The 14870-nt window shown below is 60.1% G+C and carries 10 protein-coding genes; 2 read left to right on the top strand and 8 right to left on the bottom strand.

The window, feature by feature from the left end:
* Window positions 1-11: 11 nt before the first annotated feature.
* The 5 genes from rapA to araB form a co-directional block, all read right to left on the bottom strand.
* The gene (gene rapA / locus ACT3IC_RS05930) at window positions 12-2918 is read right to left on the bottom strand and encodes an RNA polymerase-associated protein RapA (RefSeq protein ID WP_114387961.1); all 2907 of its coding nucleotides are present in this window, start codon (window positions 2916-2918) and stop codon (window positions 12-14) included.
* 129 nt (window positions 2919-3047) lie between these two features.
* Window positions 3048-5405, bottom strand: coding sequence for a DNA polymerase II (gene polB / locus ACT3IC_RS05925; RefSeq protein WP_159339994.1), 2358 nt, complete (start codon window positions 5403-5405; stop codon window positions 3048-3050).
* A 154-nt stretch (window positions 5406-5559) separates the two neighbouring features.
* Complete coding sequence (araD, locus tag ACT3IC_RS05920; RefSeq protein WP_114315908.1) at window positions 5560-6255, bottom strand: L-ribulose-5-phosphate 4-epimerase; 696 nt, start codon at window positions 6253-6255, stop codon at window positions 5560-5562.
* A gap of 51 nt (window positions 6256-6306) precedes the next feature.
* The gene (gene araA, locus ACT3IC_RS05915) at window positions 6307-7809 is read right to left on the bottom strand and encodes an L-arabinose isomerase (protein ID WP_159339993.1); all 1503 of its coding nucleotides are present in this window, start codon (window positions 7807-7809) and stop codon (window positions 6307-6309) included.
* Between the two features lie 10 nt (window positions 7810-7819).
* The gene (araB, locus tag ACT3IC_RS05910; RefSeq protein ID WP_159339992.1) at window positions 7820-9529 is read right to left on the bottom strand and encodes a ribulokinase; all 1710 of its coding nucleotides are present in this window, start codon (window positions 9527-9529) and stop codon (window positions 7820-7822) included.
* Between the two features lie 335 nt (window positions 9530-9864).
* Between araB and araC the strand changes: the two genes are divergently transcribed.
* Window positions 9865-10710 (top strand): arabinose operon transcriptional regulator AraC, encoded by an 846-nt coding sequence (gene araC / locus ACT3IC_RS05905; RefSeq protein ID WP_103823228.1) that lies wholly within the window; start codon window positions 9865-9867, stop codon window positions 10708-10710.
* 129 nt (window positions 10711-10839) lie between these two features.
* The gene (locus ACT3IC_RS05900; protein WP_103178247.1) at window positions 10840-11607 is read left to right on the top strand and encodes a DedA family protein; all 768 of its coding nucleotides are present in this window, start codon (window positions 10840-10842) and stop codon (window positions 11605-11607) included.
* 6 nt (window positions 11608-11613) lie between these two features.
* Here ACT3IC_RS05900 and thiQ read toward each other — a convergent pair whose 3' ends face one another.
* The 3 genes from thiQ to thiB are packed head-to-tail and all read right to left on the bottom strand — an operon-like array spanning window position 11614 to window position 14862.
* On the bottom strand, window positions 11614-12309 hold the full coding sequence (thiQ, locus tag ACT3IC_RS05895) for a thiamine ABC transporter ATP-binding protein ThiQ (protein ID WP_180209032.1): 696 nt from the start codon (window positions 12307-12309) through the stop codon (window positions 11614-11616).
* Window positions 12293-13903, bottom strand: coding sequence for a thiamine/thiamine pyrophosphate ABC transporter permease ThiP (gene thiP, locus ACT3IC_RS05890; protein WP_180209031.1), 1611 nt, complete (start codon window positions 13901-13903; stop codon window positions 12293-12295). Before thiP ends, thiQ begins: the two co-directional genes overlap by 17 nt.
* Window positions 13879-14862: a thiamine ABC transporter substrate binding subunit gene (gene thiB, locus ACT3IC_RS05885; protein WP_103178250.1), complete on the bottom strand. Its 984-nt coding sequence runs from the start codon at window positions 14860-14862 to the stop codon at window positions 13879-13881. The genes thiP and thiB overlap by 25 nt, the downstream gene beginning before the upstream one ends.
* Window positions 14863-14870: the final 8 nt, after the last annotated feature.

Genomic DNA, 14870 nt, shown 5'->3' with positions numbered 1-14870 from the left:
TTTCGCTCCGCTTACTGATGCGTCACAACGATAAGGCGCAGCGCATCCAGACGCCATCCCGCCTGATTCAGGCTCTCAAGCACCTGCTGACGATTGGTTTCAATCGCCGCCAGTTCATCGTCACGAATATTGGGGTTCACCGCACGCAGGGCCTCGAGACGAGAGAGCTCCGCAGACAGTTTTTCATCCGCCTCGCTGCGCGCCGCGTCAATCAGGGCGCGCGCTGCTTTCTCAACCTGAGACTCACCCTGCTGGAGGATGGCGTAGACATCCTGCTGCACCGCATTCACCAGCTTGCTGCCGGTATGGCGATTCACCGCGCTCAGCTGGCGGTTAAAGCTCTCAAACTCGACCTGCGCCGCCAGGTTGGTACCGTTTTTGTCCAGCAGCAGACGCACCGGCGTGGCAGGCAGGAAACGGTTGAGCTGCAGCTGTTTCGGTGCCTGGGCCTCTACCACGTAGATCAGCTCCAGCAGCAGGGTACCCACCGGCAGCGCCTTGTTCTTCAGCAGCGAAATGGTGCTGCTGCCGGTGTCGCCGGAGAGGATCAGATCCAGACCGTTGCGGATCAGTGGGTGTTCCCAGGTGATGAACTGCGCATCCTCGCGGGACAGCGCCACATCACGTTCAAAGGTGATGGTGCAACCATCTTCCGGCAGGCCCGGGAAGTCCGGCACCAGCATGTGATCGGACGGGGTCAGCACAATCAAGTTCTCGCCGCGATCGTCCTGGTTGATACCGACGATATCAAACAGGTTCATGGCGAAGCTGATCAGGCTGGTATCGTCATCCTGCTCTTCAATGCTCTCTGCCAGCCGCTGGGCCTTTTCACCGCCGTTGGAGTGGATCTCCAGCAGACGGTCACGACCCTGCTCCAGCTGCGCTTTCAGGGCGTCATGCTGTTCACGGCAAGTTTTGATCAGCTCGTCAAAGCCCTCGGTATTTTCCGGCGCCGCCAGATAGCCCGTCAGCTCGTTATGCACGCTATCGTAAATGGTACGACCGGTCGGGCAGGTATGTTCAAACGCATCCAGCCCTTCGTGGAACCAGCGCACCAGCACCGACTGGGCGGTTTTTTCCAGATACGGAACGTGGATCTGAATGTCGTGCGCCTGACCGATACGGTCCAGACGACCGATACGCTGCTCCAGCAGATCCGGGTTGAACGGCAGATCGAACATCACCAGACGGCTGGCGAACTGGAAGTTACGCCCCTCGGAGCCGATTTCGGAGCAGAGCAGCACCTGGGCGCCGCTGTCCTCTTCGGAGAACCATGCCGCCGCGCGGTCGCGCTCGATAATGGACATGCCTTCATGGAACACCGCCGCGCGAATACCTTCCCGCTCGCGCAGAACCTGCTCAAGCTGAAGCGCGGTGGTAGCTTTGGCGCAGATGACCAGCACTTTCTGGGAACGGTTGGCGGTCAGATAGCCCATCAGCCATTCAACGCGCGGGTCGAAGTTCCACCAGGTGCCGGTATCGCCTTCAAACTCCTGATAAATCTGTTCCGGATAGAGCATGTCCCGGGCGCGCTCTTCCGCTGTTTTACGCGCGCCCATGATGCCGGAGACCTTGATCGCCGTCTGATACTGGGTGGGCAGCGGCAGGCGAACGGTATGCAGCTCGCGTTTCGGGAAGCCTTTCACCCCGTTACGGGTATTACGGAACAGCACGCGGCTGGTGCCGTGCCTGTCCATCAGCATGGAGACCAGCTCCTGGCGTGCGGCGTCGGCGCCTTCACGATCGCTGTTGGCCGCCTGGAGTAACGGCTCGATATCCTGCTCGCCAATCAGATCGCTCAGGGTGTTGAGCTCGTCGTTGGAGAGGTGCTTGCCCGCCAGCAGCAGGGCAACGGCATCCGCCACCGGGCGATAATTTTTCTGCTCTTCGACAAAGAGGTCAAAGTCATGGAAACGGTTTGGATCCAGCAGGCGCAGACGCGCGAAGTGGCTCTCCAGACCCAGCTGTTCCGGCGTAGCGGTGAGCAGCAGTACGCCAGGTACGCGCTCGGCCAGCTGTTCAATCGCCATATATTCACGGCTCGGCGCGTCGACATTCCACACCAGATGGTGCGCTTCATCGACCACCATGATGTCCCACTCGGCATCACAGAGGTGCTCAAGACGCTGCTTGCTGCGGCGCACGAAGTCCAGGGAGCAGATCACCAGCTGTTCGGTTTCGAACGGGTTATCGGCGTCGTGCTGGGCTTCGGCGTAGCGCTCGTCATCAAACAGGGAGAAACGCAGGTTGAAGCGGCGCAGCATCTCCACCAGCCACTGGTGCTGCAGGGTTTCTGGCACCACAATCAGCACGCGCTCGGCCGCGCCGGAGAGCAGCTGCTGGTGCAGGATCATGCCCGCTTCGATGGTTTTACCTAAACCGACTTCATCCGCCAGCAGGACGCGCGGCGCATGGCGGCGGCCAACGTCATGGGCGATGTTGAGCTGATGGGGAATCAGGCTGGTGCGCTGGCCGCGCAGACCGCTCCACGGCATGCGGTACTGCTCGCTCTGGAACTTGCGCGCACGGTAGCGCAGCGAGAAGCGATCCATACGGTCGATCTGACCGGCGAACAGGCGATCCTGAGGTTTGCTGAAGACCAGTTTGCTGTCGAGCAGCACTTCGCGCAGCATGACACCCGTCTCTTCGGTATCCAGTCGGGTTCCGATATAGGCGAGCAGTCCATTCTCTTCTTTTACGTCTTCAATCTTCAGCTGCCAGCCTTCATGGCTGGTAACGGTGTCGCCCGGGTTAAACATCACGCGGGTGACAGGGGAATCATTGCGAGCATACAGACGGTTTTCACCGGTGGCGGGGAAAAGGAGAGTCACCATACGCGCATCCAGCGCCACTACAGTTCCTAACCCAAGTTCGCTTTCTGTGTCGCTGATCCAGCGTTGACCAAGTGTAAAAGGCATATTTGTTCGGCTCTAATCTTTAATTGCAGGCAATAGTTCAACCACCGTTCAGGAATGACGGTCGTCGAATAATGGGTCCGGGAATGGAAAGGGCGCTATGGTACTGGATGGCAGCGATTTCGTCACCTGTCAAAATAGCCCCAACTGACCTGTCATCAGTGTAGCAAAGTCGTCGTCCATGAACGGTAAAATTCCCTCTGCGACGGGCTGTAGCTGGCGCGTGAGGTAGTGCTCATAGTCAAGGGGCGAACGCTGATAATCCACCGGCTCCGGGCCGCTGGTGGTCCAGACATACTTGATGGTGCCTCGGTTCTGGTATTGCGGCGCGCGCCCAAGACGGACGTTCTCTTCATCGGCAAGCCGGGCGGCACGAACGTGGGGCGGCACGTTGCGCTGATACTCCGCCAGCGGGCGACGCAGGCGCTTGCGGTAGACCAGCTGGTCATCCAGTTCGCCCGCCATCAGGCTGGCGATGGTCTCGCGCACAAACTCCTGGTAGGGTTCGCGCCGAAAAATTTTCAGATAAAGCTCCTGCTGGAAACGCTGCGCCAGCGGGGTCCAGTCGGTACGGACGGTTTCCAGCCCTTTAAATACCATCCGCTGCTTTTCCCCCTCCTGGATAAGCCCGGCATAGCGCTTCTTGCTGCCCTGATCGGTTCCCCGAATGGTGGGCATTAGAAAACGGCAGAAGTGGGTCTCATACTCCAGCTCCAGAGCGCTGGTCAGGCCAGCCTGTTGCAGATGCGTTCGCCACCAGCTGTTAACAAATTCCACCAGCGACTGGCCAATGGCGGCAGCCTCCGCTTCGGCGTGGGCGCCCCTGAGCCAGACGAAGGTCGAATCGGTATCGCCATAAATCACATCATAGCCCTGGGATTCCACCAGCACTTTGGTCTGGCGCATGATCTCGTGGCCGCGCATGGTAATCGACGAGGCCAGGCGCGGGTCGAAGAAACGGCAGGCGCTGGTGCCGAGCACGCCATAAAAGGCATTCATGATGATCTTCAGCGCCTGGGAAAGCGGCTTATTGCCGTGGCGCTTGGCCTCTTCGCGCCCGTACCAGATCTGGCTGACGATCTCCGGCAGGCAGTGTTTTTCCCGGGAGAAACGCGCCCCGAGGAAGCCCTCAGTGCTGTGCTGCTCATCCGGCTGGGCGAGCCCTTCCACCAGGCCGACCGGATCGATAAGAAAGGTGCGAATGATCGACGGATAGAGGCTTTTGTAATCCAGCACCAGCACCGAGTCGTACAGGCCGGGGCGGGAGTCCATCACATAGCCGCCGGGGCTGGCCTGGGGCGGCACGTCACCGAGATTGGGGGCTACATAGCCCGCCCGGTGCATGCGCGGAAAGTAGAGATGGCTGAAGGCGGCCACGGAGCCGCCGTGGCGGTCGGCCGCCAGGCCATTGACCGTGGCGCGCTCCAGCAGAAACGGCATGATCTCGGTTTTGTGGAAAATCCGCGTCACCAGCTCGCAGTCTTTCAGGTTATAGGTCGCCAGGGCCGGTTTATCTTCGGCGAAGCGGCGGTCAATTTCGTCCATCCTGTCCCAGGGATTGTCGATGGATTTACCTTCCCCGAGCAGCTCCTGCGATACCGATTCCAGCGAGAATGACGAGAAGCTCCAGAAGGCAGATTTCAGCGCCTCGATGCCGTCGATAATTAAGCGCCCGTTCGCCTGGGCAAAGAAGACGCCGTTTTTAAAGCCGTGCTCGCGCCACTCCAGCTCGCTGTTGCCGCGTCCGAGCAGCAGAGGGATGCGGTAGCGCTCGGCATGTTTTTGCAGAATGCGCAAATCAAACTGCACTACGTTCCAGCCGATGATGACGTCCGGGTCGTGCCGGGCAAACCAGGCATTCAATTTTTCGATCAGCTGCGGGCGGCTGTTGACGTACTCCAGCTGGAAATCGAGCCCCGAGGCATCGCCGTTGGCCGGGCCCAGCATATAGACAACCCGCTGGCCGCAGCCTTCGATGCCGATGCAGTACAGCTCCCCGTGCCGGGTGGTTTCAATGTCCAGCGACGCCCATTTCAGGGGCGGGCGATAGTGCGGATTGGGTTTGAGACGGGCGTTGATCAGCCGTTCGCCCTGGGGCGTACCGTCCACCCAGACCGGGGCGGTGATAAAGCGCTCCATCAGAAAGCGCTCCGGGGGACGAACATCGGCCTCAAAGAGGGTCACGCCCGCCTCGCGCAGCAGCTTTTCATAACGCATCAGCTGGCGGTGGGCACGGCAGTAAAGGCCGTAAACCGGACGACGGTGGAAATCTTTCAGCTCAAGGGGCGTCAGCCGCCAGCCGTTTTCACCCTGCAGCAGCTGGCGGGCTTTTTCGACGTCAGGCTCGGGAATAAAGGCAACGGACTCCTGGACAGGCAGGGTGACGTTTAGCGGGCCGGTATCTGTCGCCAGCCAGAATTCAACTTCGGTACCCTGGGGCGTATCTCGCCAGTGCCGGGTGAGTAAAAAGCCTTGTTGCGCCTGCGCCACGCCGTTCTCTCATAAAACAAAACCAGGCCTGATTATAGCCTGGTTAAGGGGGTTTTGCTGGGGTTTTATACAGGTATGCTTTGCCGGATGGCGCTGCGCTTATCCGGCCTGGGAGACCTGTAGGCCCGGTAAGCGTAGCGCCACCGGGCGGGTTTTACTGCCCGTAATAGGCCTTCGCGCCGTGCTTACGCAGATAGTGTTTATCCAGCAACGTCTGCTGCATATCCGGCAGCTGCGGCGCCAGCTGGCGGCAGAAGATGCCCATATAGGCCACCTCTTCCAGCACGATAGCGTTATGCACCGCATCTTCAGCATTTTTACCCCACGCAAACGGGCCGTGAGAGTGAACCAACACCCCCGGCATCTGCGCGGCGTCGATACCCTGTTTCTCGAAGGTTTCAACAATCACGTTGCCGGTTTCCCACTCATACTCGCCGTTGATCTCGGCATCGGTCATCTTGCGGGTGCAGGGGATGGTGCCATAGAAGTAGTCGGCGTGGGTGGTGCCGGTCGCCGGGATCGGCTGGCCTGCCTGCGCCCAGATAGTGGCGTGGCGGGAGTGAGTGTGGACGATGCCGCCGATGGACGGGAAGGCCTGATAGAGCAGGCGATGCGTTGGCGTATCGGAGGAGGGCTTTTTCTTCCCCTCAACCACTTCACCGGTGGCGATGCTCACCACCACCATATCCTCGGCAGTCATTACCCGGTAGTCGACGCCGGACGGTTTAATGACGAACACGCCTGCTTCGCGGTCCACGGCACTGACGTTGCCCCAGGTCAGGGTAACGAGATTATGTTCCGGCAGGGCGAGGTTGGCTTCAAGCACCTGACGTTTGAGATCTTCCAGCATGTATCCTCCAGGAAAAAAGGCCCGCCCTGCGGCAGGCCAAAGGTTCCCCTGTTAACGTTTTGAACCGTAGTAGACTTCGTTCCAGCGCAGCGCATCTTTAAAGGCTGGCAGACGGGTGTCGTTATCAATGACCGTCAGTTCGATATCGTGCAGTTCCGCGAACTGACGCATGTCGTTGAGATCCAGCGCATGGCTGAAGACGGTATGGTGCGCGCCACCTGCTACGATCCAGGCTTCGGAAGCGGTTGCCAGATCCGGCTGGGCTTTCCACAGGGCGTTCGCCACCGGCAGTTTCGGCAGGGAATGCGGCGTTTCAACGGCGTCGACGCAGTTCACCAGCAGGCGGAAACGATCGCCCAGATCGATCAGGCTGGCGTTAATGGCCGGACCGGTACGGGTGTTGAAGATCAGACGCGCTGGATCGGCTTTGCCGCCGATGCCGAGATGCTGAACGTCGAGGATCGGTTTTTCATCCACGGCGATCGACGGGCAGACTTCCAGCATGTGCGAACCCAGCACCAGATCGTTGCCGTCCTCGAAGTGGTAGGTGTAATCCTCCATAAAGGAGGTGCCGCCCTGCAGACCGGTCGACATCACTTTCATGATGCGTAGCAGAGCGGCAGTTTTCCAGTCGCCTTCACCGGCAAAGCCGTAGCCCTGCTGCATCAGACGTTGTACCGCCAGGCCCGGAAGCTGCTTCAGGCCGTGAAGATCTTCAAAGGTGGTGGTAAAGGCATGGAAGCCGCCCTGTTCCAGGAAGCGTTTCATGCCCAGCTCAATACGGGCTGCATCCAGCACGTTCTGGCGCTTATCACCATTCACCTGTGCCGCCGCCGTCAGGCGATAGCTGCTTTCGTACTCATCCACCAGCGCATTAACGTCGCCATCGCTGATTTCATTGACGACCTGCACCAGATCGCCCACCGCCCAGGTGTTGACGGAAAAACCAAATTTGATCTGCGCGGCCACTTTATCGCCGTCCGTTACCGCCACTTCACGCATGTTGTCGCCGAAGCGCACCACTTTCAGCTGGCGGGTATCCTGCTTCGATACGGCCTGGCGCATCCAGGAACCAATCCGCTGGTGCGCCTGCTTGTCCTGCCAGTGGCCAGTGACGACAGCATGCTGCTGGCGCATACGCGCGCCGATGAAGCCGAACTCACGGCCGCCGTGCGCGGTCTGGTTCAGGTTCATAAAGTCCATATCAATGCTGTCCCACGGCAGCGCCGCGTTGAACTGGGTATGGAACTGCAGCAGCGGTTTGTTGAGGATGGAGAGGCCGTTGATCCACATCTTGGCCGGAGAGAAGGTGTGCAGCCACACCACCAGACCCGCGCATTTATCGTCGTAGTTAGCATCGCGACAGATATGGGTAATTTCATCCGGGGAGGTGCCCAGCGGCTTCAGCACCAGCTTGCACGGCAATTTTGCTTCCGCATTCAGGGCGTTTACGACATGTTCTGCGTGTTGAGTCACCTGGCGCAGGGCTTCCGGCCCATAAAGATGCTGGCTACCAATCACAAACCACACTTCATAATTATTAAAAATCGTCATTATCGTGTCCTTAATGTGTCAGGGTTGCCGTAGATTCCGGGATGTTCTTAACCGGGGCGGCGACAGGGAGATAGTGCTGCTCAGCGCTCTTCGCCCACTGCTGGTAGCGCTGATAAAGCTGTTCAAAACGTTGCGCCTGCTGCGCGCGCGGCTGCAGGGTACTTTCCACCTTGCTCGCCATATGCTGCTGCGCTGTCGGAATGTCGGTGTGTACGCCCGCCGCCACCGCCGCGAAGATCGCCGCGCCCAGGGCACAGCACTGATCCGAGGCGACAATCTGCAGCGGACGGTTCAGCACGTCGCAGCAGGCCTGCATGATCACCGGGTTCTTACGGGCGATACCGCCCAGCGCCATCACCTCATTGACGGCGATCCCCTGTTCGGTAAAGCACTCCATAATGGCGCGCGCGCCAAAGGCGGTAGCCGCTACCAGCCCGCCAAACAGCGCCGGGGCGTCGGTGGCGAGATTCAGATCGGTAATCACCCCTTTCAGGCGCTGGTTGGCATTCGGCGTACGGCGGCCGTTAAACCAGTCGAGAACGACCGGAAGATGATCGAGGGAAGGATTCTTCGCCCAGGCGTCGGTCAGCTGCGGCAGGAGCTGTTTTTTGCTCTCTGCGATCTGGGTTTTCAGTTCCGGATGGGCGGCGGCCAGTTGATCCAGCGGCCAGCCCAGCACGCGGCCAAACCAGGCGTAGATGTCGCCAAAGGCGGACTGACCCGCTTCCAATCCGATAAAGTCCGGTACCACGCTGCCGTCAACCTGGCCGCAGATACCTTTTACGGCGCGATCCCCGACGCTGGCTTTATCCGCTGTCAGGATGTCGCAGGTGGAGGTGCCGATCACTTTCACCAGTGTGTTGGGCTGTGCGCCCGCGCCGACTGCGCCCATGTGGCAGTCAAAAGCGCCGCCGGAAATGGCCACCGTCTGGGGCAGGCCCAGGCGTTCCGCCCACTCGGCGCAGAGCGTGCCGACCGGGATATCAGCGGTCCAGGTATCGGTAAAGAGCGGGTAGTCGAGGTTCTGGTTGATGATCGGGTCGAGTTCGTCAAAGAAGGCGGCAGGCGGCAGGCCACCCCAGCTTTCATGCCAGAGGGATTTGTGCCCGGCGCTACAGCGACCGCGACGGATATCCTGCGGACGGGTAGTGCCGGAGAGCAGGGCCGGAACCCAGTCACACAGCTCAATCCAGGAGACTGCCGCTTTTGCCACCTGCGGATCCTGACGGGTAACGTGCAGGATCTTCGCCCAGAACCACTCGCTGGAGTAAATGCCGCCGATGTAGCGGGAGTAGTCGTTTTTGCCTGGCTGATGGCACAAACGGGTGATGGCTTCGGCTTCTTCCACCGCGGTATGGTCTTTCCACAGCACAAACATGGCGTTCGGGTTATCGGCGAATGCCGGATGCAGTGCCAGAACGTGACCATCGGCGTCAATCGGCGCCGGGGTAGAGCCGGTGCTGTCCACGCCAATCCCGACGATCTGAGCGCGCTGCGCCTCGCTTAACTCTGCCAGCACGGTTTTGATTGCCGCTTCCATCGACTCGATATAGTCACGTGGATGATGGCGGAACTGATTGTTTGGCGCATCGCAATAGCGCCCCTCTTGCCAGCGCGGATACCACTCGACGCTGGTTGCTATCTCCTGACCCGTAGTGCATTCCACTGCCAGGGCGCGTACTGAGTCACTGCCAAAATCGAGGCCAATCGCAATTGCCATGGTGTTGCTCCATCAAAAAACAGATATGAATGAACATTAGAGAGTGAGGGGGAAAATCGTCAGGCGGGATCCGCTAATCTTATGGATGATTTTGCTGTGACATGGGAAAGTGTGACGCCGAGCAAATAATCCATGTGGACATTTCTGCCGTGGTTATAGACACTTTTGTTACCGCCGACCCGCTCGATGTTACGGATAAATCGCAACGGAAGCGTTATGATGGCGGATCTGAAAGCGGGCTGATACCTTTTCGATCTTTGTGTAGCCCGTTTTTATGCCGCTTTTGATGATATGGACAAATGGTTTCCTTCAGGACTGCCAGGAGGACTGAAAATATGGCTGAAACGCAAAGCGATCCGCTGCTGCCGGGCTACTCGTTTAACGCGCATCTGGTGGCGGGACTGACGCCCATTGAGGCTGACGGCTATCTCGATTTTTACGTTGACCGACCGCTGGGGATGAAGGGCTATATCCTCAACCTGACCGTGCGCGGAGAGGGGGTGATCAAGAATGGCGATCAGACCTTCGTCTGCCGTCCGGGCGATATTCTGCTCTTCCCGCCGGGTGAAATTCATCACTATGGCCGTCATCCCGATGCCCGGGAGTGGTATCACCAGTGGGTCTACTTCCGCCCGCGCGCTTACTGGCAGGAGTGGCTGGCCTGGCCGTCGATGTTTGCCCATACCGGTTTTTATCGCCCGGATGAAGCGCATCAGCCGCAGTTTCGGGAACTGTTTGCCCAGATCATCGAGGCCGGGCAGGGCGGGGGGCGCTATGCCGAGCTGCTGGCCATCAACCTGCTGGAACAGCTGCTGCTGCGCCGGATGGAGGCGATCAATGAATCGCTCAACCCGCCGCTGGATCACCGGGTGCGCGAAGCCTGCCAGTACATCAGCGACCACCTGGCGGACAGCCAGTTTGATATCGCCAGCGTCGCCCAGCATGTCTGCCTGTCGCCGTCGCGTCTGTCGCACCTGTTCCGCCAGCAGCTGGGGGTGAGCGTACTGAGCTGGCGCGAGGATCAGCGCATCAGCCAGGCCAAGCTGCTGCTCAGCACCACCCGCATGCCAATTGCCACCGTCGGGCGCAACGTGGGCTTTGAGGATCAGCTCTACTTTTCCCGGGTCTTTAAAAAATGCACCGGCGCCAGCCCCAGCGAATTTCGCGCAGGGTGTGAATAGAAAGTAAATAAAACTAAACAAGTTCGCTGGATCCTGTTCACACCCGGTAAACTATTCAGACAATTGTTGTCTTGACGCAGCAGGGCGCTCTTCGCAGAATCCCTGCTTCGTCACCTGACCGGAACTGTTATGCAGGCATTGCTGGAACATTTTATTACCCAGTCCGTTACCTATTCGCTCGTCGCCGTCGCGCTCGTGGCCTTCCTGGAATCTCTGGCGCTGGTTGGACTGATCCTGCCCGGCACGGTGATGATGGCCGGGCTCGGCGCGCTGATTGGCAGTGGCGAGGTTAACTTCTGGCAGGCGTGGCTGGCGGGGATCGTCGGCTGTCTGCTGGGCGACTGGATCTCATTCTGGCTGGGCTGGCGCTTTAAAAAGCCGCTGCACCGCTGGTCATTCATGAAAAAGAACAAAGCCCTGCTCGATAAAACCGAGCATGCCCTGCATCAACACAGCATGTTCACCATTCTGGTGGGGCGATTTGTTGGCCCGACGCGCCCCCTGGTGCCGATGGTGGCGGGGATGCTGGATCTGCCGGTGGCGAAATTTATCGTGCCGAACCTGATTGGCTGTCTGTTCTGGCCGCCAATTTACTTCCTGCCGGGCATCCTGGCCGGCGCGGCAATCGATATTCCTGCCGGTGTACAGAGCGGGGGCTTCCGCTGGCTGCTGCTGGCGACCGCGCTGCTGCTGTGGCTGGCGGCCTGGCTCTGCTGGCGGCTGTGGCGCAGCGGGAAAGCGTCCTCGGATCGCCTCAGCCGCTATCTGCCGCGTGGACGCTTATTCTGGCTGGCTCCCGTCACCCTGGGCGTGGCGCTGGTGGCACTGGTAATGCTGGTCCGTCACCCGATGATGCCGGTGTATGGCGAGATCCTGCTTAAGGTTGTCAGCCGCTGATCGGCATCAGTGGATCCCCAGCAGGCGCGACGCGCTCGCGTTTCCGCTTGCCAGCTGTTCCGTATCGCCATCCCAGGCGATACGGCCATCGGCAATCACCACCGACCGGGGGGCGATCCTGAGCGCATCTTCCACACTGTGCGATACCATCAGCATCGTCAGCTGCTGGCGCTCGCACACCTCTTTGACCAGCAGCAGCATCTCCTGGCGTAAGGCGGGATCGAGTGCCGAAAAGGGCTCGTCCAGCAGCAGGACAGGCTGCTCACGCACCAGACAGCGCGCCAGCGCGACGCGCTGACGCTGACCGCCCGAAAGCTCACCCGGCAGGCGTTCCAGCAGATCGCCGATCCCCATCTGCAGCGCGATGTCGCTTAGCTTCTGCTGTTGCACAGCATTCAGTCTGAGGCCGGGATGCATGCCCAGGCCAATGTTCTGGCGCACGTTCAGATGAGTGAAGAGATTGTTTTCCTGAAACAGCATCGACACCGGGCGCGCAGCAGGCGGCGTGCGGGTGTGATCGTGACCATTAAGGATGATGCTGCCGTTGGCCGGTTGCAGAAAACCGGCGATCAGATTGAGAAGGGTGCTTTTCCCGGCGCCGCTGGGGCCGAGCACGGCGATAAGTTCGCCCCGGCGCACGGACAAGTTGAAGCGCATCGGCAGGTGCTGATAAAGCCAGGTTACATCAGTCAGTTTTAACATCACGCCCCGGTAGTTTTTCGATAACGGTAAATAACGCAAAGCAGAGCAGCAGCAGCAGTAGCGCCGTGACGGCCCCGTCCTGGCTGCGATACGAGCCGATCTGCTGATAGAGCCAGAACGGCAGGGTGCGGAAATCATCATTGCCAAACAGCGCCACCACGCCGAAATCGCCGATCGACAGTACGCAGGCAAAGGCCAGCGCCTGGGCCAGCGGGCGCTTCAGGGCGCGCAGCTCTACCACCTTCAGCCGCTGCCAGCCGTGCATCCCCAGCGAGTCGCAAAGCAGGGTATAGCGGGCGCTGAGGTCGCGCATCGGATTTTCCAGCACTTTCAGCGCGTAGGGGATCGCCATCAGGGCGTTGGTGAAGATGACAATGCCATCGGCCGATTCGGGCAGGCCAATGGTGCTGTTGAACAGCAGGAAAAAGCCGCTCGCCAGCACGATGCCGGGCATCGCCAGGATCAGCATGCCGCTGAGATCCAGCGCCTGTCCGGCCACAATCGCCTGACGGGCATAGAGCTCCCGGCTGCTCCACAGCAACATCATGGTCAGCAGGACGCAAAGCAGCCCGGCGCCCAGGGCAATGCGCAGCGAAGTGCCCAGCGCCTGCCACAGCACCGGCTGTTGCAGCACCGACAGCAAATTCAGGTTCAGACCATCGACCACCACCGCCAGCAGCGGCGGGAGCAACAGCAGCAGGGCGAGGGTGATGAGCAGGCCATCGGTCAGACGGCTGCGCAGGCTATCCTGCGGATCGCGCCAGCCGGCAAGCTGGCTGGCGCCGATGGGGATAGCTTTTCCCAACCGCTGGCTCAGCATCACCAGCCCCAGACAGCAGACCATCTGCACCATCGCCAGCAGGGCCGCGCGGCCCGGATCGTAGTCGTAACTCAGGGCCTGATAGATGGCGAGCTCGATGGTGGTGGCCTGCGGCCCGCCGCCGAGCGAGAGCACGGTGGCGAAGCTGGCAAAGCAGAGCATAAAGATCAGGGCGGCGACGGGGGGGATCTGGCGGCGCAGCCATGGCCATTCGACAAAACGGAAAAATGACCCGCCACGCATCCCAAGCTGGGCGGCAAGCTGGCGCTGTTCGCCGGGGATATTTTCCAGCGCCTGTAAGAGCAGGCGCGTTGCCATCGGCATGTTGAAAAAGAGGTGCGCCAGCAGGATCCCCTGCAGGCCATAGGGCGAGAAGCGCCACTCAAGCCCGAGTGCCTGGAATAGCGCGGCCAGCCAGCCCTGACGCCCGTAAACGCTGAGAATGCCAAATACCGCCACCAGTACCGGCAGGATCAGGGTCATGGCGCACAGGCGTAGCAGCGCCTGCCTGCCAGGGAAGCGACGCCGGTAGAGCGCGCGGGCAAGAAATATCGCGGGCACGACGGAGAGCAGGGCGGAGAGAAACGCCTGCCAGAACGAGAAGCGGATAACGTGCCACAGATAGCTGTCGTGCAGAAGCGCCGCGACGTCGGTGGCTGGCGCGTTAAACCACAGCGCCAGAAATGCGCCCAGGGCGACGGCCACCATCAGCGTGGCGGCCAGCAGCCCCGGCAGCAACCAGCCGGCGATTAACGGCTGACGGCGCGTTGCCATTCACTGACCCATGCTGCACGTTTCCCGGCCACTTCCTGCGGGGTAAATTCCAGCGTGGTTTGCGGTTTCACCAGGGTATCAAAACCTGCCGGTAACGTCACATTGGTCACCGGATACATCCAGTTGCCGGTCGGGATGGCGTTCTGGAACGACGGAGAAACCATAAATTTCAGGAACTTCTCAGCCAGCTCCGGCTGCTTGCTGGCTGCGGTCCGGGCGGCGACCTCAACCTGCAGATAGTGACCTTCAGCAAAGTCAGCGGCGGCATAGTTCTCTTTTTTCTCGGCGATGATGTGGTACGCCGGGGAGGTGGTATAGCTCAGCACCAGATCGCTTTCCCCTTTCAGGAACAGACCATAGGCTTCGCTCCAGCCTTTGGTCACGGTGACCGTTTTGGCGGCCAGTTTCTGCCAGGCTTCCGGGGTCTTGTCGCCGTAGACCTTTTGCATCCACAGCAGCAGACCCAGCCCCGGGGTGCTGGTGCGGGGATCTTCGTAGATCACCCGCCACTTCTGGTCGCTCTCAACCAGCTCTTTCAGGCTCTTTGGCGGATTTTTCAGCTTGTTTTTGTCGTAGACGAAGGCGAAGTAGCCGTAATCGAAAGGCACAAAGGTGTCGTTCTTCCAGCCGCCAGGGACGTTAACCGCCTCGGCCGCCACACCGCTTTTGGCGAACAGCCCGGTCTGGGTGGCTGCTTCCAGCAGATTGTTATCCAGCCCCAGCACCACGTCGGCTTTGCTGTTTTTGCCTTCCATGCGCAGGCGGTTCAGCAGCGAGACGCCATCCTCCAGCGCCACGAACTTCAGCTCGCACTTGCAGTCGGCCTCAAAGGCTTTTTTGACCGCCGGGCCCGGGCCCCAGTCGGCAGCGAAAGAGTCATAGGTGTAGACCGTCAGGACAGGACTGGCAACGGCAGGCAGCGCAACCAGCGCCAACAGGGGAAGAACAGTTTTGAACACTTTGCACC

This window comes from Leclercia sp. GHBNCSD (assembly GCF_055805075.1).
This window is presented reverse-complemented; position numbering and strand designations above follow the sequence as displayed.

Coding starts and splice junctions, on each gene's coding strand:
- rapA (WP_114387961.1), bottom strand. CDS start 2,918: ATGCCTTTTACACTTGGTCAACGCTGGATCAGCGACACAGAAAGCGAA.
- araB (WP_159339992.1), bottom strand. CDS start 9,529: ATGGCAATTGCGATTGGCCTCGATTTTGGCAGTGACTCAGTACGCGCC.
- araA (WP_159339993.1), bottom strand. CDS start 7,809: ATGACGATTTTTAATAATTATGAAGTGTGGTTTGTGATTGGTAGCCAG.
- araD (WP_114315908.1), bottom strand. CDS start 6,255: ATGCTGGAAGATCTCAAACGTCAGGTGCTTGAAGCCAACCTCGCCCTG.
- thiQ (WP_180209032.1), bottom strand. CDS start 12,309: ATGTTAAAACTGACTGATGTAACCTGGCTTTATCAGCACCTGCCGATG.
- ACT3IC_RS05900 (WP_103178247.1), top strand. CDS start 10,840: ATGCAGGCATTGCTGGAACATTTTATTACCCAGTCCGTTACCTATTCG.
- thiP (WP_180209031.1), bottom strand. CDS start 13,903: ATGGCAACGCGCCGTCAGCCGTTAATCGCCGGCTGGTTGCTGCCGGGG.
- araC (WP_103823228.1), top strand. CDS start 9,865: ATGGCTGAAACGCAAAGCGATCCGCTGCTGCCGGGCTACTCGTTTAAC.